A 21,908-nucleotide genomic window follows, 5' to 3' on the forward strand; every position below is an offset into this window, starting at 1 on the left:
CTTACTTTACATGTCGAATGTGTCAGCCGCGACCAGCGCGCCCTGTTCTGCCGACCAGACGACGGACAGTTGCAGCGCGATATCTTCGTTGACGCGATGTTCACGGAAGAAATCGGGGGCATGAACAACGCGATCACCAAGCTTGTTGCGGAGTTTGAGAAGATAGCCGCCCGCGGCCGCGTGCCGGACGGGCAAGACGCAAAGGTCGCGTTCGCGGCGGATTAAAATGACGGCCTCTAGCGCCGTGAAATAGCGATCGTAAATCTCGCAACTCAGGTAGAGCGCCCCGCGCCTGAGTGTGACGGTCGCAGCCGCCGTCACGACGTTGCCCGCCGCTCGAACAGGCGCGCTTGGATCAGTCCGCTGATGCGGTCAGCGACTTTCGCGACTGCGGCTGAGACGGCTGGCGACAAACCCATCCCTAGATCCACCGTCGCCGCCTCGATCAGCAGCACCATTACGTCAGAAGGAAAGTCTTCACGAAAGATCTTTTTACCCGCGAACAGCGCGTGATCCCAACGGAAGTCATGCAGGTTGAGAGACGCTTTGTAACTTTGCTCGAGTTCGTTGCCCGGCACCTCGAAGACTGCGCCCGGCTCCGAACCGGAGCGGCAAGCATCGACAACGATCAATGTGCGGCAACCACGGGCCGCAAACATTGTCGCCATTCCGTCGGTACCTGCAGCAAGCAGCCGAACATTTTGCGCGTCGCGGCAGACGCCGCGAGCTTCCAGCATCCGCAGAACCTCGATGCCCGCTCCATCGTCGAGGCGATTTGGGTTTCCGCACCCGACAACCACAATCATGAGGAGCCTCCCGGATTCGAAGCATTACCATTCTGCAGCCGGATTGCACTCACCAATCGATGTCGCATTGCATCATCCGGGATCGGTCTGAGACATCCGATACCCGATAGAGGGCACTTCGAGCCAGCCGTCCTCGCCGGCATCCTCTTCGGCCACCTGGCGGGATACACGGTCTAGAAGGCGTTAGCCATGCCGCGGGAGCCGTAGGACTTCGTGAGCAGGCCTCAGATACGCCAGAGCCTGCATGACCACTTAGGTTCAACCGGTATATCGAGTTCAGGCAACTCGCAATATTGCCGGTGAACCTTGTAATACATGCAGGTTTCGCACAACTGCTCGATCTCCGCGTGCTCAATCGGTGCGAGTGTAAACCCTCCGATTGCGAGCTTTGCCTTCAGATCAAGGCCTGCTGCCTTGAGCCGGAACACGATTGACTGAACTTCCTCATGTGTGTCGGCACGAGGAAACACTTCGGTCTTGAAGCCGCCCTCAAGGAGACATCTAATCTCATCGCGAAGCTCTTCGTCGCTCATAGACCCCATCTTCCCGGGTCACCGTCCGTCGAACTGGAACGTCAGATTCGCCACAATCGGCACCACCATTCCGGTTCGACCGGAACTGCAAGTTCAGGCAGGTCGCACCATTTTCGATGCACGAGGTAGTACATGCACTCCAGGCAACGCTGTCTTTCCGGTCCGTATGGATGATTCACAAAGCCACCGACAACGAGCTTGCCCTTAAGATCCTTCGGATCAAGCTGGCGAAGCTGGAGAAGAATGTCGGCGAACTCTTTATCGGTCTCGGGAAAAGGCTCGACTTGCGTCTCAAGCCCTTTCTCAAGCATGTCGGCGATCGTCTTGAGCAAAACCCCGTTATCGGACGCCATATGCGACCGCCTTTCGCGATGAATATTTCAGTTCAAGGCCTTGGAGTCGCAAGCCCACCTTCCCCACGATGGGCCAACGACTTTAGATTGACAATGACTGCTTAGGCCGTCCGAAAGCGAGCCAATTCCTCACCCGTCTTTGCATCGTGGGCATGGACGGTGCAAACGAGACAGGAATCATAGGAACGACAGACGTGACCGACCTCAACGGGATCGTGCGGGTCCTTGATGGGGGCTCCGATCAGGGCTTGCTCCATCGGCCCGCGAATACCGTCCGACGACCTCGGTCCGACGTTCCACGTTGTCGGGGCAATAATCTGGTAATTCTTGATCTTGCCCTCCTTAACTTCAATCCAATGACACAGCGCGCCGCGGATCGCCTCAGTCGCGCCCCAGCCGCGGCCGTCCCTCTCGGTCGGCTTGATGTACCAAGGATCGTTCAACTTGAATTCGCGCAACGCGTGTTCAGCCTGGCGATACAACTTTACGCCCTCATGCATGCGCGCAAAGTGACGCAGCATCACGCTGGCGCCGCCGAGCTTCTTGTACATATCGAGAACCAGCGGATCGTAGTGCTGCCAAGATTCGCCGTGCTTGCCGCCCGCGATCAACTGACGCGATAGTGGTCCGGCCTCAAGGCGGCCGCTTTCATCATGGCGCACGGCAGTCGACCAAGAATACTGACCGTCCATGTTCACGGTGTTTTTCTGTGTCGGCACGGTCTTGCGGTCAAACGGATGCAAGCCGCCCGGCTCGTCGTACCAGGAATGCATCGTGTCTTCGCGCGTAAACTTCTGGTCCATCAACTTGAACTGATCAGTCTTGCCGTCGTAAACGCCACTTTTCATAATCAACGCCGCATTGCGGCCTTCGATCGTCGGCTTTTGGTATTTGTCCTCGTGCGGCAAGTAACCCCACGAAACGAAACGACCATGGCCTTTGCCGAACTTGTCCATTCCGCAATCGAGGCTCATGCGCCAGAACATGCCAAGATCCGAATTCGCATGCTCCGGCTTCTCGTCCAGCCAAGCCATGAAGTCGTCGAGGGTTTTGATTTCCTCGTAACGCTCCAACGAACAACCCAGCCAGATCTTCTCCATCCAATCACGGCGGAAATATTCGAGAATCGACCATGCACGGGTGACGTCGGTCAAAGTCGGGGCGCACATCACACCGCCAGGCACCATGTAGCTCGAATGCGGCCATTGCCCCCCCAACAGCGCGTAGATCTCAACCGGCTTGCCGGAGATGGTGACGCCGATTTCGTAATTGCTGCCCGTGTACGGCGACCATCGCTTCACGGCCTCCTCATAATACTTGGACTTCGCATAATTTTTGTGGGTGTAGTCGATCATGAAGAGGCCGTAGTGATGGCGCGGCAAGCTCTGGAGACTTTCGACGAGCTGTCCGAGATTGCGCGCCAGGATCGCATTACGGGGCACTTCGGTTTGCCACGCGGTATCGAGGGCCCACGCAGCGCATGTCAGATGCGAGGCACCGCAGATGCCGCAAGCGCGCGGCGTGACGACGAGGCCGGCTTGCGGATCCTTGTCCCGTAAAATGACCTCGAAGCCGCGAAACAACTCGGCCTGGGTCCAGGCGTCAACGACGACGCCGTCCTGAATGTTAACACGAACGTCAAGGTCCCCTTCTACTCGACCGACGGGTGAGATATCGAGGGTTTGGACTGCTGATGGCATGATAATTTATCCTATTTGGCATGAAGGCGCGAAGATGCATTCGTAATTGGTCTGGCGAGTATTTCCGTCAAACGACGAACATGTCTTCTTCGGCCCAGGCCGGAGATGCAGCTTTTGCGGCCGCGGTGAGCTTGATGTAACCTGCCTTATCGACCCCCGACGGCATGTCCTTCGGAACGCCCATGACGGTCTGAGTCTTGAAGACGGTACCTGGCATAAGATCGAAGAACGGGAATTCTGGCTCCGTACATCCCATGCACGGCATGCCCGCACGCGTTTTCGACGACTGCCGATTCCACAAGATGCGGTTGCAGGGCGAGTGCGTCATAGGACCTCGGCATCCGAGATCATAGAACAAGCAACCTTTGCGCTGCCCATATTCAGTCGCCGAAACCTTGTAGGCGAAGTGCATGTTGCGGGTGCAACCCGTCTGCGTGAAACTAGTGAAGAAGGTTTTCGGCCGCTGGAATTCGTCGAGCGACAGATCGCCGCCACGCCCCGTAGCCACCGCGACCACGATTTGCGTGATCCAGTCGGGGTGTGCGGGACATCCAGGTACGTTGATGACGGGCAAGCCAGCCTTGGACTTGTACCCTGCCCCCAGGAAACCGCCATGCTTGCGCTTCAAGAACTGCAAGCCCTCGCTATCCGACGGATTGGGCGCCGTTGCTGGAATACCGCCCCATGTCGCGCAGTCCCCGATGGCCACGGTATAGCTCGCCACTTTTGCGAGGTCCGCGACCCAATCCTTCATCGGACGGCCTGCAAATCGATTCCATTCACCGGTGCCATTTGGTGCGTTGACGACAGTGCCCTCAAACACAAAGATATCGAGCGCGAGTTCGCCGGAAGTCAGCGAGTTCAACAACTTCTTCAGATTGTCTCCCAGCTCCATGCCAAGTGACGGATGCCAGAGCACATTGATGCCAAAGTCCGTCACAAGATCGCAGGCGCTCGGCTCCTCCGCATTGAGAAACGACATCGTATTTCCGGAGCACGCTCCGCCCTGGAGCCAAAGAAGATTAGCCATCAGTTTCCTCCAACATTGTTTTGTCGCCAACCAGAAGGGCGTCGCATACTGATTAGCAAATCGCGTGCCGGTTTGGTCGAGAGCTAAATGACTACGGTATCTCAGCAGCTTAACCGTCACGGGGTACTTTTGGCACCGCACACCATGGCTGAACGTGAATGCAAACGAAGTTAGCGGTGCAAAGTTGGTATTCAGAAATACGCGCGAAAGCGGCCGCATCAAAGCCCGTATTTGGCTGCGGCACGTACTAAGATATTTTTTATCAAGGCTTGATAGAAGCAAGGCATTCCATGACCGCGGGGCACTCAACAAATGATCGAAGATATTAAGCGAGTGGCGCAACTGCACACATTGAACGCAGAGACCTGGCATTGCCTCCAGCAAGCATGGCCTGCCATCGAACCCCACGCAGAACGCATACTGGTAGAATTTTTGACACACTGCGTCGACGAACCAGCGTTCGCACGGATCGGCTCTGATCAAAAGACCGCTTTGGTTGCCGAACAGCTTGCGCACTGGCAGCTCGTTTTTACCGCCAACCTTCGTGACGAGTATCTTGAAAGCACACGCAGGATGACGTTGGCGGTCATGGAGGCCGGGCTCTCGTCCCACTGGCCCATGACCGTCGCAAATTTTTGCCAACAAGGATTTGCTGCGATCCTTGCAGGCAAGCACCGGTTCGCGCATGCTCGACGGGATCGAGCCATACATGCGCTGATAAAGACGATCATCTTCGACGTGGATATTGCTATGTCCGACTACCTCGCATGTCAGCGGGAGCTCGAACAGCAACGGAAGCTCGAAATCGAGGCAGCTATCACGGACTTCGAAGACCGCGTTGCACCGGCGACGGGTGCTTTTTTGGAGGCATCGACTATGCTCAAAAACATTGCTGAAGTTCTCGACGATGAAGCAGGGATTACCATTGAGAAGGCGAGCTATGCCAACGAGGTGTCTGGATTAATCGTCAAACGGATCGAGAAGGGCGCAGAAGTCATCAAGGAGGTACTGACTTCAATGTCCGGAATCGCTCGACAAGGCGTCAGCACCCAGGACGTGGCAGCCGAAGCAGTCGAACGCAACCGGAGCACGTCGCAAACGATAGCTAATGCCGTTGGACAAATCGGATCAATCGTCGGGACGATCTCCAAGATCGCTGCGCAAACAAACTTGCTTGCCTTGAACGCCCGAATCGAAGCCAGTCGAGCTGGCGCTTTGGGCAATGGTTTCGCGGTCATTGCGACGGAGGTGAAGGCTCTAGCGGTTCAGACATCGACCGCGACCACAGAGATCGCAGCGCAAATCAACGCCGTGGAGCAAGCAACCTCACTTTCAGTCGAAGACGGAGAATTGACGTGCCGAACAATCGGCGAGATCGCAGCCGTCGGGCACGCCATAAACGCAGCGGTCGAGGAGCAAGGGGACGCTACGCGCAGAATTAACCGGAACATCTCCGACGCCGCTAGGTTCGCACAGGCGGTTACTGAATCGATTGGATCGATGGAGGCGATGAACAGCCACGCCAAAAAGAGCGCCGGCGACCTATCTGGGTTGGCGAAATCGCTCGTTTCGCATGTTGGTACGCTCCAAGCCGACATGTTGTCGTTGCGTCATCGCGTTTTAGGATAGATCGAAATGCGGTGCCGGCCGACAAACATTTCGTCGACCGGAAGGTGCAATAGTAGAAGGTATTGCTTCACCCGTTGAAGTAAACGAGGAACCTTGGAGGCGGAAAGTAAGCCTCCGGTTCTAGAAGCGATAGCTCACACCCGTCCCGACGATCCAGGGGTTAATTCTTACCTTGCCGACAATATTGCCGTTGGCAAAACTGACACTCGGCTGCATGTCGACATATTTGACGTCAACATTGAAGCCCCAGTGCTTGTCAAGCATGTAGTCAAACCCGACATTTCCAACGATGCCTGCGGAATCGCTGATGTGAACATTCAGCAGAGCGGGCTGCCTCAGGCTTTGGTCCAAAAACCAAGTGTAGTTCGCGCCAACGCCAATATAAGGCCTGAATGCGCCGAAGTTGGTAAAGTGGTACTGCAGGGTTGCGACCGGAGGCAACAGAACCGAGTGTGCCAGTTGTCCCAACGGAGCAATCGTACCCGACCCAGTCACGGTGTGCGGCGAGAAGGCTGCAACGACCTCAAGAGCAATGTTTTTCGTAAAGAAGTAGGTCACATCGACCTCCGGCACGACCGAAGTGCTCACGTCAACGGAAGCCCCAGCGATCGGCGCGCCGGCCGCGCTCAAAGTCGCCGACGCGTCAGGGACAACGGCGATGGCGCGAACGCGAAGCATCCACGGACTCTCCTCATAGAGCACGGGAGCGGGGGCCTTGACCGGATACGTAAGGTCGGCTGCAGAAGCCTCGGCAGGCAAGCCGGCAACAGCGTTGAGTACCATTGCGACTGCAAGATAGAATCTTTTCATGACGTCCCCATCCAATATCTGTTTCCTCGACGCAAGCCGAATTGGCTGCGCTGCCAAACGTCTTCTTTTTCTTTTGATCGAGCGTTGCAACTAGCGTGCCTAATCTAGAAAAGGAAAAAAATTCATTTGCTCGAGTGGCTTAGAACAATTTACGATTTTTGGTGCCGAGTACAGGAGCGCTAGATCGAGCAAACCTACCTTGTAGCAGCAAACTACGTTGTCAGCTGACGTCCTTCTGCGGTTGGAAGATTCACCACCACGCCGGGTATCGCGCAGATATTGGAGCATCAAATGACAGACTAGCGCGATCGGGGCGCGACAGGAGCGAGCAGCATCGAAGTATCGATTTCGACCGGCTTCCGAAAGGCACGTTGAGATAGCGCAGCTCGCCGCCGAGAATGGCAGCAGAAACTATTGGGCGCGTGCCTATGACGAGGTTCGCAAACCACCTGGCTCTATCCATTCCAACCCAGGCTGTCTGTTCCGGAAGGGCTGCTACGGCGGCCAAAAGATGCCAATCAGAAGGGAAAATGACTTCCACGACGGAGGGCCAAAGCCAAATTGCAACGTCGGGCCGCGCGGCACTAACCGTGACGATTTCCGCAAACCGGGCAAGATACCTCGAGCAGATATCCGAACCAGATTCCGCGACAGCGGCTACACCAATGCCCGGTCGCCTGACGCTCGGGAAAGCCGAGACTCTTCGAAAGCGTGCTCATGCCGAGTTCTCGGAACGGCTCAGAACTTCCCGCAGGTGAAACGCGCGATTGGGGAAAACGAACGACCTCCGCCGGCGAATTAGCCTCGCCAGAACCTAGGTCATCGTTTGAATCCGCATCGTCAGCCATCGCTACACCCTAGTTGGGTTCGTTAAGACTATATCGCTTGATCTTGTTGGCTAAACCAACGCGCGAAAGGCCTAATTCGTTCGCCGCACGGCTCTGGTTCCATCGATGGCGCACCAAAGCCTCATGGAGAATGTATTTCTCGAGACTCTCGACCTTGTCCTTTAAAGTCGCTCCCTGAGGCATATAGGTGTTGGCCACACCAGAATGCTGCCGGGGGGCGGCCGCGAGTATTGCGGGCGATATGTATTTTGTTGTCAGATATTCGCCGTCCTCAGCCAAGGCGACCATGCGACGGATTTCATTTTCGAGTTCACGAACGTTGCCGGGAAATTCGAATGCGGACAGCTTCTCGAGGACTCCCGCAGATATGCCGAGAATTTTCCGACCGATCGCATCACTATGCTTGGCGGCAAAAAATTCCGCGAGCGCTGGAATGTCGTCAGGACGGTCTCGAAGCGGCGGCACTTCTAGCTCGAAACCCTTGAGGCGAAAATACAGGTCCTGTCTGTATTTTCCCTCAGCAACGAGTGTCTTTAGCGGTCGATTGGACGCCGCAATGATACGAACGTTGCATGTCTGTGTCTTGTCGGAACCGAGTGGCTTGACCTCGCCTTCCTGAAGGAAACGGAGGAGACTCACCTGGAAAGACGCCGACACTTCGGAGATTTCATCAAGGAAAACTGTTCCACCATCCCCGGCGCGAAATAGACCAAGGCGGTCGGAAATTGCACCCGTGAACGCTCCGCGCTTATGCCCGAACAATTCCGATTGAAGCAATTCATCGGACATACCGCCGCAATTCTGAACCATCAAGGGGCTGGCCTTGCGGTTCGAGCTATAATGTATCGCGCGTGCTAGCAACTCCTTGCCAGTCCCGGTTTCGCCCTGGATCAGGATCGGTAGTTCCGTCCGGGCAGCCTTACGAGAGAGATCACAAAGCTCGCTTAGTTTTTCGCTGACGTAGACGAGTTTCTCGAACCGCTGGCTCTCGGGATGCAAAGATATCCCGCTGCGTACATGGAGTCTCATCGAGTCTGCTGGAATTTTGAACTCACGTGTCAGCATTCGATGGCGGCGTGCAAGTTCGCGTGATTCCAGACCGCGTTCAACGACCAAACCTATTTGCTTCGCATCGAGTGGCTTGCGCACAAATTGGTAGATAGCCGCGGGCAAAATGGCCTGCTGGGTCAGCTCGGTCTTGGCGTCAAGCGCCAGCACGCGAATGACGTCGGGATGGGTAACACGCAGATTGGCGAGAAAACTCAATCCGTCGCCACTTGGGCCATGTTCCGCCAAAACGATATCGATATGGGCATCGGACAGTGCGCTGGCCGCATCTTCAGTCGAACGAGCAGTTAGGACCCGGTAATCATACTCTCCGGACAAGACATCGGCTGTAGCGGACCATTGCGGACCACCTCGCGCCAAGATGAGGACCGTTCCGAGCGTTTCCATGCAATATTCTTTTCAAATTGAAAACCTACTTAGCAGCACCGCGGAGACCATTCAACTCCTTTTTCGCGCGCGGCCGCAGAGCTGATCGAAACGATGCCGAACGCCGTCGCGGGCCGGCATTCCCTTCCAAGACGATCGGCGCACGCGCGATGGAGCAAGACCGACGACGCCTGCTCTTTTATCTCGCGCGCCCGCGTTGTCTCGGTTCCACAGGAACATCGAAATCTACGAGCTCATCCAGCCCGTCGATGACTGCAAAAGCGCCGTCGAACTGCTCTCCCCAGAAATACGCGCTTCGGGTAATCAGGACCGGGATCCCAGCGCGAGATGCCGCCAACAATCCATTGCGCGAGTCCTCGATAGCCAGGCAGTCACAGTTCCGAAATCCGAGCAGGTTTAGGACTTTCAGATAAGCATCGGGCGCTGGCTTCTTCCTTTCGACTTCGTCACCTGCGACGATGGCGCTGAATAGCTTTATTCCGTTTTCGCCAAGCGTCGCTGAAAATAGCGCCTCCACATTGTGCCGCGATGTCGTCGTCGCGATTGCAAGACGCTGCCCACGGAGAGTGGCCGCGTGAATTGCCTCAACTACACCTGGCCGTAGCGAACACGCTCCGGAGGCCATGAGCTGTGCGTAACGTGCAGTTTTAAAGCGATGGAGTTCTGCGAGCTCGTCGGACGAGATGTCGATCCGACCTGAGGTAAGACGGGTAAAGTGGCGAATTCTCTCCTTGCCGCCCGCAACCTGCAGAAGATTCGTGTAGACCGGAACGCTCCACTCCCAATCCAAATCAAAATACGCAAAAGTCTCGTTGAAGGCACGGCGGTGCAGCTCTTCGGTTTCAGCCAGCGTGCCGTCAACATCGAAGATGAGGGCACGGAATCGTTTCATGGCAAATTCAAGCTAAGTGTCGCGCACGCCGCTCGGAATTCGGCATAACCATCGATGGTCACGTCGGGACAAAGCTCGCGCATAGGAATTTTAGAGTAGCCAAATGAAACGCCAATCACCGCGACACCAGCGGCCCGCGCGCATTGCACGTCGACAATGCTGTCGCCTACCATGATCGCATCCTCTGTGTTGATGCCCAGGTACCCGAGCGTATCAAACAGCGGAATAGGTGACGGCTTTGCAGGCCTTCCACTGCGGGCTCCGACGATCACGTCAACATATCTGTCCAACCCCAGACCCTCGACCACGCCGACAGCCTTGTCCTCCACCTTGTTCGTGCAAATACCAATAGCAGCGCCGTACGCTTTCAGCTCGGAAAGAACAGAAACGACCCCGGCGTAAGCTCTGGTCGTCTCGGTAAGCCGAGCCCCGTATATCACCTCGTAGGATTCGACGATGGCCCGCAATTCTTCTACGCCGAAGACGATTCCCCGCGCGTGAAAGGCGCGCTCGACAAGGACATCAAGACCGTCGCCTATGAATGTGCGAATTGATCCCTCCGAGAATGGCGACAGATCCCTGGCGACCAAGAGGCTGTTAATCGAGGAAGTGATGTCCCCGACGCTGTCCACGACCGTACCGTCAAGATCGAAGACAACAGCGCCGGGCCACCGCCCCTTCCCTCTCCGATAGTGCTTATCACCAGCCGTCAGCATCGCCGTCCGGCCTCAGCGGCACCCCGAATCGCTGAAATGTTTGCCCGATACGCTTCCTCCGTACCGCCGCGGAACACGGCCGACCCCGCGACAATCGTGTCGGCGCCGGCTGCCACAACCTGAGCCGCGGTCTCGACGTTGACGCCTCCATCAACCTCCAATCGGATCGACCGCTCACCAATCATTCCCCGAATGCAGCGGATCTTATCCAGTTGCGACTGAATAAACGATTGCCCGCCAAATCCAGGATTCACCGTCATTACGAGGATGAGGTCGACCCGGTCAAGGACATGCACGAGTACCTGCTCGGACGTAGCCGGGCAAATCGTGACACCCGCCTTCTTGCCCAACCCCCGGATCGCCTGGAGTGAACGGTCCAGATGCGCGCCGGCTTCCGCATGCACCGTAATGATATCAGCTCCAGCCTTAGCGAAGGCTTCCAAATACTGATCGACCGGCGCAATCATCAGATGGACGTCGAAGATCTTGGTGGTACGTGAACGTACGGCCTTGATAACGTCGGGACCAAAACTGATGTTAGGAACAAAATGTCCATCCATCACATCGCAATGGATCCAGTCCGCGCCAGCTGCGTCAATGGAATTGATTTCGCCGCCCAGGCGCGCAAAATCGGCGGAGAGGATCGACGGAGCGATAACGATAGGTTTAGGCATCGGCTCAGGATTTCCTCTCGACTTTTAGACGCTCGACGGATGCGGGGCGGGATTTCGCAAACACTCGACTCGCCAACACGTCAGACGCTTCGATCGATTTGATGTCATCGACAACGAGGACTCGATCAATATCGGCAACGAGACGGTTCGCCTGACGTAACCGCATTCGGTCGAGCGCATTGCGGATCGATCGTGCATTGGAAAACAATGGCTGCGTCTTGCGCAGCGCTATGTAGCTAATGAATGCCGCGCGCGCATCCACACTGAATTTGTAATTCATACCGTCCAGCATTAGCTCGGCGATCACGAGTAGCTCGTCCTCGGAGTAGTCCGGGAAATCGATGTGATGCGCGATGCGGGACCGGAAGCCGGGATTGCTGGCAAAGAACTTGTCCATGCGGTCGCCGTACCCTGCGAGGATCACAACAAGATCCTCACGTTGTGACTCCATGACCTGCAGCAATATCTCGATCGCCTCTTGTCCGTAGTCGCGCTCGTTGTCTGGCCGATGCAAATAGTAGGCTTCGTCGATGAACAGGACGCCACCCATCGCCTTCTTGAGAATCTCTTTGGTCTTGGGAGCCGTATGCCCGATGTACTGGCCCACCAGCTCGTCGCGCGTGACTGACACCACTTGTCCCCGGCGCACGAAACCAAGTTTGTGAAGAATTCCCGCGATCCTCAGCGCCACGGTCGTTTTGCCAGTACCGGGATTGCCGGTGAACGACATATGCAGCGTGGGCGTCTCCGAACTCAGCCCCATTCGTTTGCGGATACGCTCGATCAGCAGCAGTGACGAAATCTCTCGAATGCGGGTCTTGACGGGCTGGAGACCAATCAGCTCGCGATTGAGCTGCTCAAGAATCTCGTCGATGCCGACGACCTCAAGTTCCTCTCGAAGACTGACGCTATCTGTCATCGCTTACCGTCTAGTAGCATCGCACAAATTCCGACGCGCACGTCTCGCGTGCAGGTTTCGGCAAGAACAAGGAAGCTCCGTCACCGCTTCGGCGGTGACGGAGCAGTACACCCGGGAGAAACCGCGACCAGGGAGGTAAATGGTGCGTTCCGGTCCGGATGGTATTACGCACCATAGCGTCGGCCTTCAGGGCGATCAGCGGCGTAGGATTTGGTTGTGTAGCGGATGTTGCGGCCCTCAACCTCGTGCCGTTCAAGCCGGAAGCCGGGTTCGTCCTTCGGCCGGTTGACGATGAAGGACATCCGCACCGACTCCCAGCCATGGCTGGAATCGAACGCCGACATCCGGATGTAGCGATCACCGTAAACCTTGCGGCATTCGTTGAGCTCCATCAGCACGCCGGCAGCATCGCGCAGGTCGAACATCGGCAGGCCCCACATTTCCCAAAACGTGTTGCGAGGATGCGGATCGTCGGTGAATTCGATGTTCACCGCCCAGCCCTTGCCGAGACAATACTGCACCTGCGCCGAGATCTGCGCATCGGTGAGATCGGGCAGGAAAGAGAAACAGCCTTGGGTAACGCGCATGGTCCTGCTCCTTATATCGAGACGCTGGCGGTGGGGGCGTAGTCGGGCATGTCGGTCGATTCGTAATTGAAGGTGACGTCCTTCCAGACCTCGAGCGCGGCTTTCAGCGGCGTACAGGTCTGCGCTGCCCTGGCGAGGATATCCGGTCCCTCGTGCAGATAGTCGCGGCCTTCGTTACGGGCCAGGATCATCGCTTCCAGCGCGACGCGGTTGGCGGTGGCGCCTGCCTGGATACCCATGGGATGGCCGATGGTGCCGCCGCCGAACTGCAGCACGACGTCTTCTCCCAAATGGTCGAGCAACTGGTGCATCTGGCCGGCGTGAATGCCGCCGGACGCCACCGGCATCAACTTGTTGAGGCTCGCCCAATTCTGCTCGAAGAACACGCCGTGTTCGAGCCGCATCGGGTTATGATCCTCGCGGCAGATGTCGTAATAACCGCGCGTGGTGGCGGGGTCGCCCTCCAGCTTGCCGACCACCGTGCCGGCATGGATATGATCGACACCCGCAAGCCGCATCCATTTTGCGATCACGCGGAACGAGACGCCGTGGTTGCGCTGCCTTGTATAGGTCGAGTGCCCTGCCCGGTGCAGATGCAGGATCATGTCGTTGCGGCGCGCCCATTTCGCCATCGACTGGATCGCGGTGTAGCCGATCACGAGGTCGATCATGATGACGACGGAGCCGAGCTCCTTTGCAAATTCGGCGCGCTCGTACATGTCCTCCATGGTGCCGGCGGTTACGTTGAGATAGGTGCCCTTGATCTCGCCCGTGGCGGCCTGCGCCTTGTTGACGGCTTCCATGCAATAGAGGAAGCGCTCGCGCCAGTGCATGAAGGGTTGCGAGTTGATGTTCTCGTCGTCCTTGGTGAAGTCGAGACCGCCCTTCAGCGCCTCGTAGACCACGCGGCCGTAGTTGCGGCCGGACAATCCGAGTTTCGGCTTCACGGTGGCGCCGAGCAGCGGCCGGCCGAACTTGTCCATCCGCTCGCGTTCGACCACGATGCCGGTCGCCGGTCCCTGGAACGTCTTCACGTAGGCCACCGGCAGCCGCATGTCCTCGAGCCGCAGCGCCTTCAGCGGCTTGAACCCGAACACATTGCCGATGATCGAGGCCGAGAGGTTGGCGATTGAGCCGTTCTCGAACAAATCAAGGTCATAGGCGATATAGGCGAAGTATTGCCCCGGCGAGTTCGGCACGGGATCGACGCGGTAGCACTTGGCGCGGTATTTCTCCGCGGCTGTCAACCGGTCGGTCCACACCACGGTCCAGGTCGCGGTCGAGGATTCACCGGCGACCGCTGCCGACGCCTCGATCGGATCGACGCCATCCTGCGGCGTCACCCGGAACAGTGCGATAATGTCGGTGTCCTTGGGCTCATAGTCCGGCTCCCAATAGCCCATCTTCTTGTATTCCATCACGCCGGACTTGTAGCGATCCTTGCCGCGGACGGTCATCGAGATCTCGTTCATGCTGGTCTCCTCAGGTTCGGTTTGGCGGCGCGGCTCAAGTGATCGAAAAGGTCTCATCTCATTCGGCAGCATCGGCCATCGATCCGATCCGGGGATCGAGGCTGCCGCTACGGTAACGTTTCGCCATTTCCGCGAGCGGCAACACCTTGATCTTCGTTGCGTTTCCCGCGGTGCCGAACTGCTCGAAACGCTCGCGGCAGAGGTCGCGCATCGCATCCATCGCCGGCTTCAGGAATTTTCTCGGATCGAATTCGCTCTTCGTCTGGGTAGCTACCTTGCGAAAAGCCGCCGTCATCGCCAGCCGGCAATCGGTATCGATGTTGACCTTGCGGACACCGTGCTTGATGCCGCGGGCAATCTCCTCGACCGGCACGCCCCAGGTCTGCGGCATCTCACCGCCGAACGCGTTGAACATGTCCTGTAGCGGCTGCGGCACCGAGGACGAGCCGTGCATCACCAGATGGGTGTTCGGCAGCCGGCGATGGATTTCTTCCACCACATTCATCGCCAGGATGTCGCCATCCGGCTTGCGCGAGAATTTGTAGGCGCCGTGCGAGGTGCCCATCGCGATCGCTAGCGCATCGACCCTGGTGGCGCGGACGAAATCGACCGCCTGGTCCGGATCGGTCAGGAGCTGATCGTGGCTGACCTTGCCCTCAACACCGTGGCCGTCTTCCTGTTCGCCGCCGCCATGTTCGAGCGAGCCGAGCACGCCGAGCTCGCCTTCCACCGAGGCGCCGATCCAGTGCGCCATGTCGACCACGCGGCGGGTGATATCGACATTGTAGTCGTAATCCGCTGCCGTCTTGGCGTCGGCCTTCAGCGAACCGTCCATCATGACCGAGGTAAAACCGTGCTGGAGCGCGGTGGCGCAGGTCGACTCCTCGTTGCCGTGGTCTTGGTGCATGCAGAGCGGAATCTGCGGGTACATCTGCTCCAGCGCATCAATCATTTTCGCCAGCATGATGTCGTTGGCGTAGGAGCGCGCGCCACGCGAGGCCTGGATGATGACGGGCGCGTCGACCGACGCCGCCGCGTCCATGATCGCCAGCCCCTGCTCCATATTGTTGATGTTGAACGCCGGCACGCCGTAGCCGTGCTCGGCCGCGTGATCGAGTAGTTGTCTCAGCGTAATTCGCGCCATATCGGCTACCTCACATTTTACTGGTCTTGAGAACATTCACGCCCGGAAGCACGCGTCCTTCTAGCCATTCAAGAAACGCCCCGCCGGCCGTTGAGACGTAGGTGAAGCTGTTGCTGACGCCCGCAGCCGAAAGCGCAGCGACTGTGTCCCCGCCGCCGGCAATCGTTTGAAGCGTTCCGGACAGAGTCCATCTTGCGGCCGCCTTCGCCAGCGCGCTCGTACCGCGGTCGAATGGCTCAGTTTCGAATGCGCCGACCGGACCGTTCCACAGCAGCGTCTTTAGATCGCCGAAGAGTTCCTTGATGTCGGCGACGGTCTCTGGACCGATGTCGAGAATCATCGCGTCTTCCGGGACCTCTCTAATGTCTACGGTCTGATGCTCCGTGTTTGCCGCAAACTCGCGGGCAACAACCGCGTCGCGTGGCAGGACGATGTTGCAGCTGTGCTTTTCGGCCTGGCGAAGAATGCGTTCGGCGAGGTCGCCTAACTGGGGTTCGCAAATCGACCGACCAACCGAAATCCCCTGCGCATGCAAGAACGTATTTGCCATGCCACCGCCAATGATGAGGTCATCGACGTGTTTGACGAGATTTTCGAGCAGGGTAATCTTCGTGGAAACCTTGGCGCCTCCAACGATCGCCCCTACCGGCCGAAGTGGACTGCCGAGTGCGCGATCCAACGCCGACAGCTCGGCCTGCATTCCGCGACCGGCGAAAGACGGCAGCAAATGAGCAATACCCTCGGTGGAGGCGTGGGCACGGTGGGCGGCGGAAAACGCGTCGTTGACGAAGATGTCGCCGAGGCCTGCAAGGGTCCGGATGAACGCCGGATCATTGCTCTCCTCGCCAGGATGAAATCGCGTATTGTCCATCAGCAGTATGTCGCCCGGCTCCGCCGCAGCCACTGCGGCGCGATGCGGGCCGTTTCTCCAGTCTGTGGCCACGAACTGTACGGGCCTCTGCAAGCATCGTTCGAGAGCCGGGCGTAGCGGGGCAAGCGAGTACTCGGCAATGACCCTGCCTCGTGGCCGCTCAAAGTGGGAGAGCACGATGACAATCGCCCGCTTGTCTGCCAGCTCCGCGAGCGTCGGAGCAATGTGCCTTATACGCAGATCGTCAGTCACACGCCCGTTTTTCATCGGCACATTAAGATCGACACGAACGACGACCCGTTTTCCGGCCACGTCAATTCCATCGAGTGTTCGCAGAGATGCTGTCAAAGAAGCCTCCCCAGCGCCACCGCGGTGTCGCTCATGCGGCTAGAGAAGCCCCACTCGTTATCGTACCAACTCATCACACGCACGAAGTTGCCATCGATGACCTTGGTCTGGTCCATATGGAACACAGCCGAATTTGAATCGTGATTGAAATCAACTGAGACGTTTGGAGCGTATGTGACGCCGAGGACGCCCTTCAAGTGGCCATTCGCCGCCTCATCGATCGCTGCGTTGATCTCTGCGATCGATGTCGACCTTTTGGCAATGAACTTGAAGTCGACGACCGAAACATTCGGCGTCGGTACACGGATAGCAACCCCGTCAAGGCGGCCATTCAGCTCAGGTAGTACAAGACCGACGGCCTTCGCCGCTCCTGTGGAGGTCGGAATCATCGAAGTCGCAGCGGCGCGCGCGCGATAGAGGTCTTTGTGCAAGGTATCCAGCGTCGGCTGGTCTCCGGTGTACGAGTGGATTGTCGTCATGAACCCCCGATCGATTCCGACGGCGTCGTTCAGGACTTTGGCGACCGGCGCAAGGCAGTTCGTAGTGCAGGACGCATTCGAAACCACCAAATGTTTGTCGTTCAGATTTTGGTGATTCACCCCGTAGACGACTGTGAAATCGGCGCCATCAGCGGGTGCCGAAACGATAACGCGTTTGGCTCCTGCCCTCAAATGCGCCGCAGCTTTGTCGCGTGTTGTGAAGACACCCGTGCATTCGAGCGCTATATCGACTTCCAACGCTGTATGGGGCAGCGTCGCGGGATCCTTTACGCACGTCACCTCTATTAGCCCTCGGCCCACATCGATGGTGTTTCCAGCAACCCTCACTTCGTGCGGGAAGCGGCCATGTATGGAGTCAAAGCGCAGCAGGTGAGCGTTCGCCTCGACTGATCCAAGATCATTTATGGCGACGACTACGATATCGCGGCGCCCGGACTCCACGATTGCGCGCAGCACATTTCGACCTATACGCCCGAATCCGTTGATAGCTACTTTGACCGGCACTATCTCAGTCCTTCCATTCGAGAACGCGCGATCGAGCGCATCGCCGCCACCGCAACAGCTTCCGGTGTCACGCCGAACTCGCGGTAGAGCACGCTTGCCGGGGCGGATGCGCCGAATCCGGTCATCCCTACAAATTCACCGTTTGCATCGATCCAGCGAGCCCAACCTCCCTGAACAGCCGCTTCAACGCCGACGCGTGGGCAGCGGCCAAGAACAGTTGATCGATACTCGCTAGTCTGCTTCTCAAAAAGCTCGAAGCATGGAGCCGAAACCACTGCGGCACGGACATCGTCCTTTGCGAGCAGGCGAGCGGCATCGATCGCGATGGCGACTTCGGATCCCGTTGCTATCAAAGTCACGTCACGCGGGCCCTCGGGATCAGTCACTAGATAGGCGCCGAGAGCGACCTTGTTCACGCCTCTCGCATCGCTGCGGAAAGTCGGCAGCGCCTGGCGCGAAAGACACAAAACGGACGGACTATGTTCAGCCCGCAGGGCGCAGTCCCAGGCCTCGGCGGTTTCAACCGAATCGGCAGGGCGGAATACAAGCAAGTTCGGAATCGCTCGCAGCGACGCCAAATGCTCAACCGGCTGGTGGGTCGGACCATCTTCGCCGAGGCCGATCGAGTCATGCGTCATCACGTGAATAACGCGCAAGCCCATCAGTGCGGCCATCCTGATCGCGGGCCGGCTGTAATCTGAGAACGTCAGGAAGGTCCCGCCATAAGGAATGAAGCCACCGTGGAGGGCGATGCCATTCATTGCGGCGGCCATCCCGTGCTCGCGGATGCCGTAATGCACATAGTTGCCTTGAAAGCACCCAGGCTTGATGGGCTTCTGTGTCTTCGCTTGGGTCAGGTTGGAATGCGTCAAGTCGGCCGATCCGCCAAGCAGATTGGGCAGCGCCATAGCGAGCGCGTCGATAACCAGTTGCGAGGCCTGCCGCGTGGCAATCATAGGACGCTCGGTTCCAAAACGAGCGCGGATCGATCGGTAGGCTTCATCGTATTCGTTCGACAGTTTTCCTGCCAAGACATCCAGCAAACGACAGCGAGCGATAGCATCGGGCTGCAGAGCACGTTGGGCCCACGCCTCATAGGCCACTTGTCCCCAAGCGCCGACCGCCCGCCACGCGGACAGCACGGCTGCCGGGATTTCGAATGGCGGATGCGGCCAGTGCAGGGCAGCGCGCGTTGCTTCAAGTTCTTCAGCACCAAGTGGGGCACCATGCGCCTTCTCAGTGCCCTGCCGCTTCGGCGCGCCGAAACCGATCACGGTTCGACAGGCGATCAGGGATGGACGGTCAATTAGCCGCTCCTCTTCGATGGCCTTGGCGATAGCTTGAGGATCATGACCGTCAATGCGGCGGACTGACCAACCGGACGCGGCAAAACGCACGATCTGATCGTCGGAACACGAAAGAGACGTGGGTCCATCGATCGATATTTCATTGTCGTCATAGAGAACGATCAACCGACCGAGCTTCAGGTGGCCCGCCAGCGATATCGCCTCATGACTGAGGCCTTCCATCAAGCAGCCGTCTCCACAAATCACATAAGTGAAATGATCGACGAGGTCATTGCCAAATCGGTAATTCAGCAGTCGCTCGGAAAGCGCCATGCCAACGGCGGTCGCAACTCCCTGACCAAGCGGCCCGGTCGTTGTTTCGACCCCTGCCGTGTGACCGTATTCGGGATGGCCAGGGGTTTTCGATCCCCATTGCCGAAACGCCTTGAGCTCCTCGAGCGTGACGTCTTCATAGCCAGTCAGGAACAGGACCGCATAGAGAAGCATCGAACCGTGACCTGCGGATAAAACGAACCGGTCGCGATCGGGCCAATCCGGATTCTTCGGGTCGAACTTCAGAAAGCGCGAGAACAGAACAGTTGCGACGTCGGCCATGCCCATTGGCATACCTGGGTGCCCAGAGTTCGCCTTTTCTACCGCGTCGATTGCAAGGAAACGGATGGCATTGGCCATCTGCCGGTGCGAGACATTGAGGTCCCTCGCTTCGATACGGCTTGACATATCCAACGTTGCTCTTTGCGGAAAGGCAATAAGATCGCTCGTCATGCACGTCTCTTTCGGTCGATCAGTTGCAGGATTAATGGCGTCAAGATTAGCTGCATCGCGAGATCCAGCTTCGATCCGTGAATTACGATCGAATTCGCCCGCGACATGAAGCTATTTGGGATCATCGACAGCAGGTAAGGAAAATCGATGCCACGCGGGTTCTTGAGCCGGATCACGACCATCGACTCGTCCGGTGTTGGGATCCATCGCGCAATAAACGGGTTTGAGGTATCGACGGTCGGGACGCGTTGGAAATTGATGTCGGTCTCCGCAAATTGCGGACAGATATAATTGACGTAATCCGGCATGCGGCGAAGAATCGTGTCGGTCACCGCCTCGGTGGAATAGCCGCGCGCGCTGCGGTCACGGTGCAGCTTCTGGATCCATTCAAGATTGATGACGGGAACGACTCCGATCTTGAGATCAGCATGCTGCGCAACATTGACCTTTTCGGTCACGACAGCGCCGTGGAGTCCTTCGTAGAAAAGCAGATCGGAAGCATCCGGGAGAGGGCGCCAATCGGTGAAGGTCCCAGGAGAACTTCCGTGGAGCGCGGCTTCCTCGTCGTCGTGGACGTAGTACCGTGTCGTGCCCGATCCGGTTTCACCATAGGCCTTGAAGACGGCCTCCAGTTCCTCGAACAGATTGGTCTCGGGGCTGAAGTGACTGAAATGCTTGTTGCCGCGCTCGGTTTCTTCGGCCATGCGGTTGCGCATTTCTAGGCGGTTGTAGCGATGGAAAGCATCTCCCTCGATATAGGCGGCCGCCACATTCTCGCGGCGGAATATCTGCTCGAAGGTTCGTTTGACGGATGTCGTACCTGCCCCGGAGGAGCCGGTAATCGATATGATGGGATGCTTCCTGGACACGATAGGTCAGTCCTTCGGGTCAGCTGCGAAACAGCCCACGGTGGGCGAAGAGCGGAGCATTTTTCTCGGATTTGATATCCGGGCTCATGTGTAGGCGATCGAGGCGCCGCACCTTGTCTCGGGAGCCCATGATCAACGGCACGCGCTGATGAAGCGTGTTTGGCGAGAGATCAAGTATCCGCTTACGGCCCGTAGAGGCGGCGCCTCCGGCTTGCTCCATGATCAACGCCATTGGGTTGGCTTCGTAGACGAGGCGCAAGCGGCCTTCGCCGTAGCCTTCTCGCGCGTCTGCAGGGTAGAGGAATATCCCGCCGCGCGTCAGGATGCGGTAGGCTTCCGCCACCAGCGATCCAATCCAGCGCATGTTGAAATCCTTGCCTCGTTCTCCGTTGGCGCCAGCCAGGCAATCCTCAATAAAGGCCTGCACCGGTGGCTCCCAATGCCGCTGGTTCGACGCGTTGATCGCAAATTCCGCGGTATCCGCTGGGATCTGTACGGCCGATCTGATCAGCTTGAATTCGTTCTCACCGCGATCCAGCGTAAAGATATCGACGCCGCAGCCGAGCGTGAGAACGAGTGATGTTTGCGGACCGTAGACAAAAAAGCCTGCACCAAGCTGAGCGTCGCCACGCTGAAGGAAGGTGGAGCGAATGTCTCGCGGTGTCGGTAGAATCGAGAAAATCGTGCCGACCGACATGTTGGTGTCGATATTCGATGAACCATCCAACGGATCGATGGCAATGCTGATGGGTGCAGCCGGGTACAATATCTCTGGGTCCGTCGCTTCTTCTGATGCCAAAGCTGCGATCGGAAGCGGCTCAAGGGCTGCGCGGATGATCCGGTCAGCGCGGATATCGAGATCCTTCTGGACGTCTCCGTCGGTGTTGCGTCCCTGAGGCTGCCCAGTAATGCCGGCCAGCGCACCGCAACCCGTCAGATTGGAAATCTCGATCGAGGCCTGCGCGAGAGCATCGATAACTTCGGTCACGGCTCGGCGAAGCGGGTCCATGCCGGCGTAATCATTTAATGATCGGCGCAAACTCAGGCCCGGATTCATTAGTTCGCCTCCCCTTCCGACGCTGCAACTGAGGGAATCGGGTGCCCGTCCCTCGTTGAAGCCGTAGATCGAGGTTGACTGCGTCAGCTAAATAAGTAAAATTTCATTATGTTTGGTGT

At 57.7% G+C, this 21,908-nt stretch carries 21 protein-coding genes; 1 reads left to right on the plus strand and 20 read right to left on the minus strand.

Annotated features, from left to right (window positions below):
• Nucleotides 1-6: 6 nt before the first annotated feature.
• The 6 genes from AC3WLX_RS30035 to AC3WLX_RS30060 form a co-directional block, all read right to left on the minus strand.
• Nucleotides 7-321: a hypothetical protein gene (locus AC3WLX_RS30035; protein ID WP_061027966.1), complete on the minus strand. Its 315-nt coding sequence runs from the start codon at nucleotides 319-321 to the stop codon at nucleotides 7-9.
• Nucleotides 318-806 (minus strand): hydrogenase maturation protease, encoded by a 489-nt coding sequence (locus AC3WLX_RS30040; RefSeq protein ID WP_061027967.1) that lies wholly within the window; start codon nucleotides 804-806, stop codon nucleotides 318-320. Before AC3WLX_RS30040 ends, AC3WLX_RS30035 begins: the two co-directional genes overlap by 4 nt.
• A 224-nt stretch (nucleotides 807-1,030) precedes the next feature.
• Nucleotides 1,031-1,339, minus strand: coding sequence for a hypothetical protein (locus tag AC3WLX_RS30045; RefSeq protein ID WP_061028005.1), 309 nt, complete (start codon nucleotides 1,337-1,339; stop codon nucleotides 1,031-1,033).
• 41 nt (nucleotides 1,340-1,380) lie between these two features.
• Nucleotides 1,381-1,692, minus strand: a complete 312-nt coding sequence (locus tag AC3WLX_RS30050) for a hypothetical protein (protein WP_061027968.1) — start codon at nucleotides 1,690-1,692, stop codon at nucleotides 1,381-1,383.
• Nucleotides 1,693-1,793: 101 nt separating this feature from the next.
• Nucleotides 1,794-3,392 (minus strand): nickel-dependent hydrogenase large subunit, encoded by a 1,599-nt coding sequence (locus AC3WLX_RS30055; RefSeq protein ID WP_061027969.1) that lies wholly within the window; start codon nucleotides 3,390-3,392, stop codon nucleotides 1,794-1,796.
• A 67-nt stretch (nucleotides 3,393-3,459) separates the two neighbouring features.
• A complete protein-coding gene (locus AC3WLX_RS30060) occupies nucleotides 3,460-4,422 on the minus strand; it encodes an NADH-quinone oxidoreductase subunit B family protein (protein WP_061027970.1) in 963 nt (320 codons plus the stop codon).
• A 312-nt stretch (nucleotides 4,423-4,734) separates the two neighbouring features.
• On the opposite strand from AC3WLX_RS30060, the gene AC3WLX_RS30065 reads away from it, so the two are divergent.
• Nucleotides 4,735-6,051 carry a globin-coupled sensor protein gene (locus AC3WLX_RS30065; RefSeq protein WP_061027971.1) on the plus strand — a complete coding sequence of 439 codons (1,317 nt, stop codon included), beginning with the start codon at nucleotides 4,735-4,737 and terminating at the stop codon, nucleotides 6,049-6,051.
• 120 nt (nucleotides 6,052-6,171) lie between these two features.
• On the opposite strand, the gene AC3WLX_RS30070 is transcribed toward AC3WLX_RS30065, so the two are convergent.
• The 14 genes from AC3WLX_RS30070 to AC3WLX_RS30135 all read right to left on the minus strand — a co-directional run bounded on the left by AC3WLX_RS30070 (nucleotide 6,172) and on the right by AC3WLX_RS30135 (nucleotide 21,789).
• Nucleotides 6,172-6,861: an OmpW/AlkL family protein gene (locus tag AC3WLX_RS30070; protein ID WP_063817316.1), complete on the minus strand. Its 690-nt coding sequence runs from the start codon at nucleotides 6,859-6,861 to the stop codon at nucleotides 6,172-6,174.
• A gap of 857 nt (nucleotides 6,862-7,718) precedes the next feature.
• Entirely contained in the window at nucleotides 7,719-9,164 is a 1,446-nt protein-coding gene (locus AC3WLX_RS30075) for a sigma-54 dependent transcriptional regulator (RefSeq protein WP_061027973.1), read from the minus strand.
• A gap of 178 nt (nucleotides 9,165-9,342) precedes the next feature.
• Complete coding sequence (locus AC3WLX_RS30080) at nucleotides 9,343-10,056, minus strand: HAD-IA family hydrolase (protein ID WP_061027974.1); 714 nt, start codon at nucleotides 10,054-10,056, stop codon at nucleotides 9,343-9,345.
• Nucleotides 10,053-10,772 (minus strand): HAD-IA family hydrolase, encoded by a 720-nt coding sequence (locus AC3WLX_RS30085; RefSeq protein ID WP_061027975.1) that lies wholly within the window; start codon nucleotides 10,770-10,772, stop codon nucleotides 10,053-10,055. The genes AC3WLX_RS30080 and AC3WLX_RS30085 overlap by 4 nt, the downstream gene beginning before the upstream one ends.
• Nucleotides 10,766-11,446, minus strand: a complete 681-nt coding sequence (gene rpe / locus AC3WLX_RS30090; RefSeq protein ID WP_061027976.1) for a ribulose-phosphate 3-epimerase — start codon at nucleotides 11,444-11,446, stop codon at nucleotides 10,766-10,768. Before rpe ends, AC3WLX_RS30085 begins: the two co-directional genes overlap by 7 nt.
• A gap of 4 nt (nucleotides 11,447-11,450) precedes the next feature.
• Nucleotides 11,451-12,365: a CbbX protein gene (gene cbbX, locus AC3WLX_RS30095; protein ID WP_061027977.1), complete on the minus strand. Its 915-nt coding sequence runs from the start codon at nucleotides 12,363-12,365 to the stop codon at nucleotides 11,451-11,453.
• A 164-nt stretch (nucleotides 12,366-12,529) separates the two neighbouring features.
• Nucleotides 12,530-12,952, minus strand: a complete 423-nt coding sequence (locus AC3WLX_RS30100) for a ribulose bisphosphate carboxylase small subunit (RefSeq protein WP_061027978.1) — start codon at nucleotides 12,950-12,952, stop codon at nucleotides 12,530-12,532.
• 11 nt (nucleotides 12,953-12,963) lie between these two features.
• Complete coding sequence (locus tag AC3WLX_RS30105; RefSeq protein ID WP_061028006.1) at nucleotides 12,964-14,424, minus strand: form I ribulose bisphosphate carboxylase large subunit; 1,461 nt, start codon at nucleotides 14,422-14,424, stop codon at nucleotides 12,964-12,966.
• A 58-nt stretch (nucleotides 14,425-14,482) separates the two neighbouring features.
• Complete coding sequence (gene fba / locus AC3WLX_RS30110) at nucleotides 14,483-15,568, minus strand: class II fructose-bisphosphate aldolase (protein ID WP_061027979.1); 1,086 nt, start codon at nucleotides 15,566-15,568, stop codon at nucleotides 14,483-14,485.
• 10 nt (nucleotides 15,569-15,578) lie between these two features.
• Nucleotides 15,579-16,787, minus strand: a complete 1,209-nt coding sequence (locus AC3WLX_RS30115; protein WP_061027980.1) for a phosphoglycerate kinase — start codon at nucleotides 16,785-16,787, stop codon at nucleotides 15,579-15,581.
• Nucleotides 16,784-17,791 carry a type I glyceraldehyde-3-phosphate dehydrogenase gene (gap, locus tag AC3WLX_RS30120; RefSeq protein WP_061027981.1) on the minus strand — a complete coding sequence of 336 codons (1,008 nt, stop codon included), beginning with the start codon at nucleotides 17,789-17,791 and terminating at the stop codon, nucleotides 16,784-16,786. Before gap ends, AC3WLX_RS30115 begins: the two co-directional genes overlap by 4 nt.
• Complete coding sequence (gene tkt, locus AC3WLX_RS30125; RefSeq protein ID WP_061028007.1) at nucleotides 17,791-19,818, minus strand: transketolase; 2,028 nt, start codon at nucleotides 19,816-19,818, stop codon at nucleotides 17,791-17,793. The genes gap and tkt overlap by 1 nt, the downstream gene beginning before the upstream one ends.
• Before the next feature lie 41 nt (nucleotides 19,819-19,859).
• The gene (locus AC3WLX_RS30130; RefSeq protein WP_061027982.1) at nucleotides 19,860-20,732 is read right to left on the minus strand and encodes a phosphoribulokinase; all 873 of its coding nucleotides are present in this window, start codon (nucleotides 20,730-20,732) and stop codon (nucleotides 19,860-19,862) included.
• Between the two features lie 19 nt (nucleotides 20,733-20,751).
• Nucleotides 20,752-21,789 carry a class 1 fructose-bisphosphatase gene (locus tag AC3WLX_RS30135; RefSeq protein ID WP_061027983.1) on the minus strand — a complete coding sequence of 346 codons (1,038 nt, stop codon included), beginning with the start codon at nucleotides 21,787-21,789 and terminating at the stop codon, nucleotides 20,752-20,754.
• Nucleotides 21,790-21,908: the final 119 nt, after the last annotated feature.

The organism is Bradyrhizobium sp. FW305-F6, from assembly GCF_058782905.1.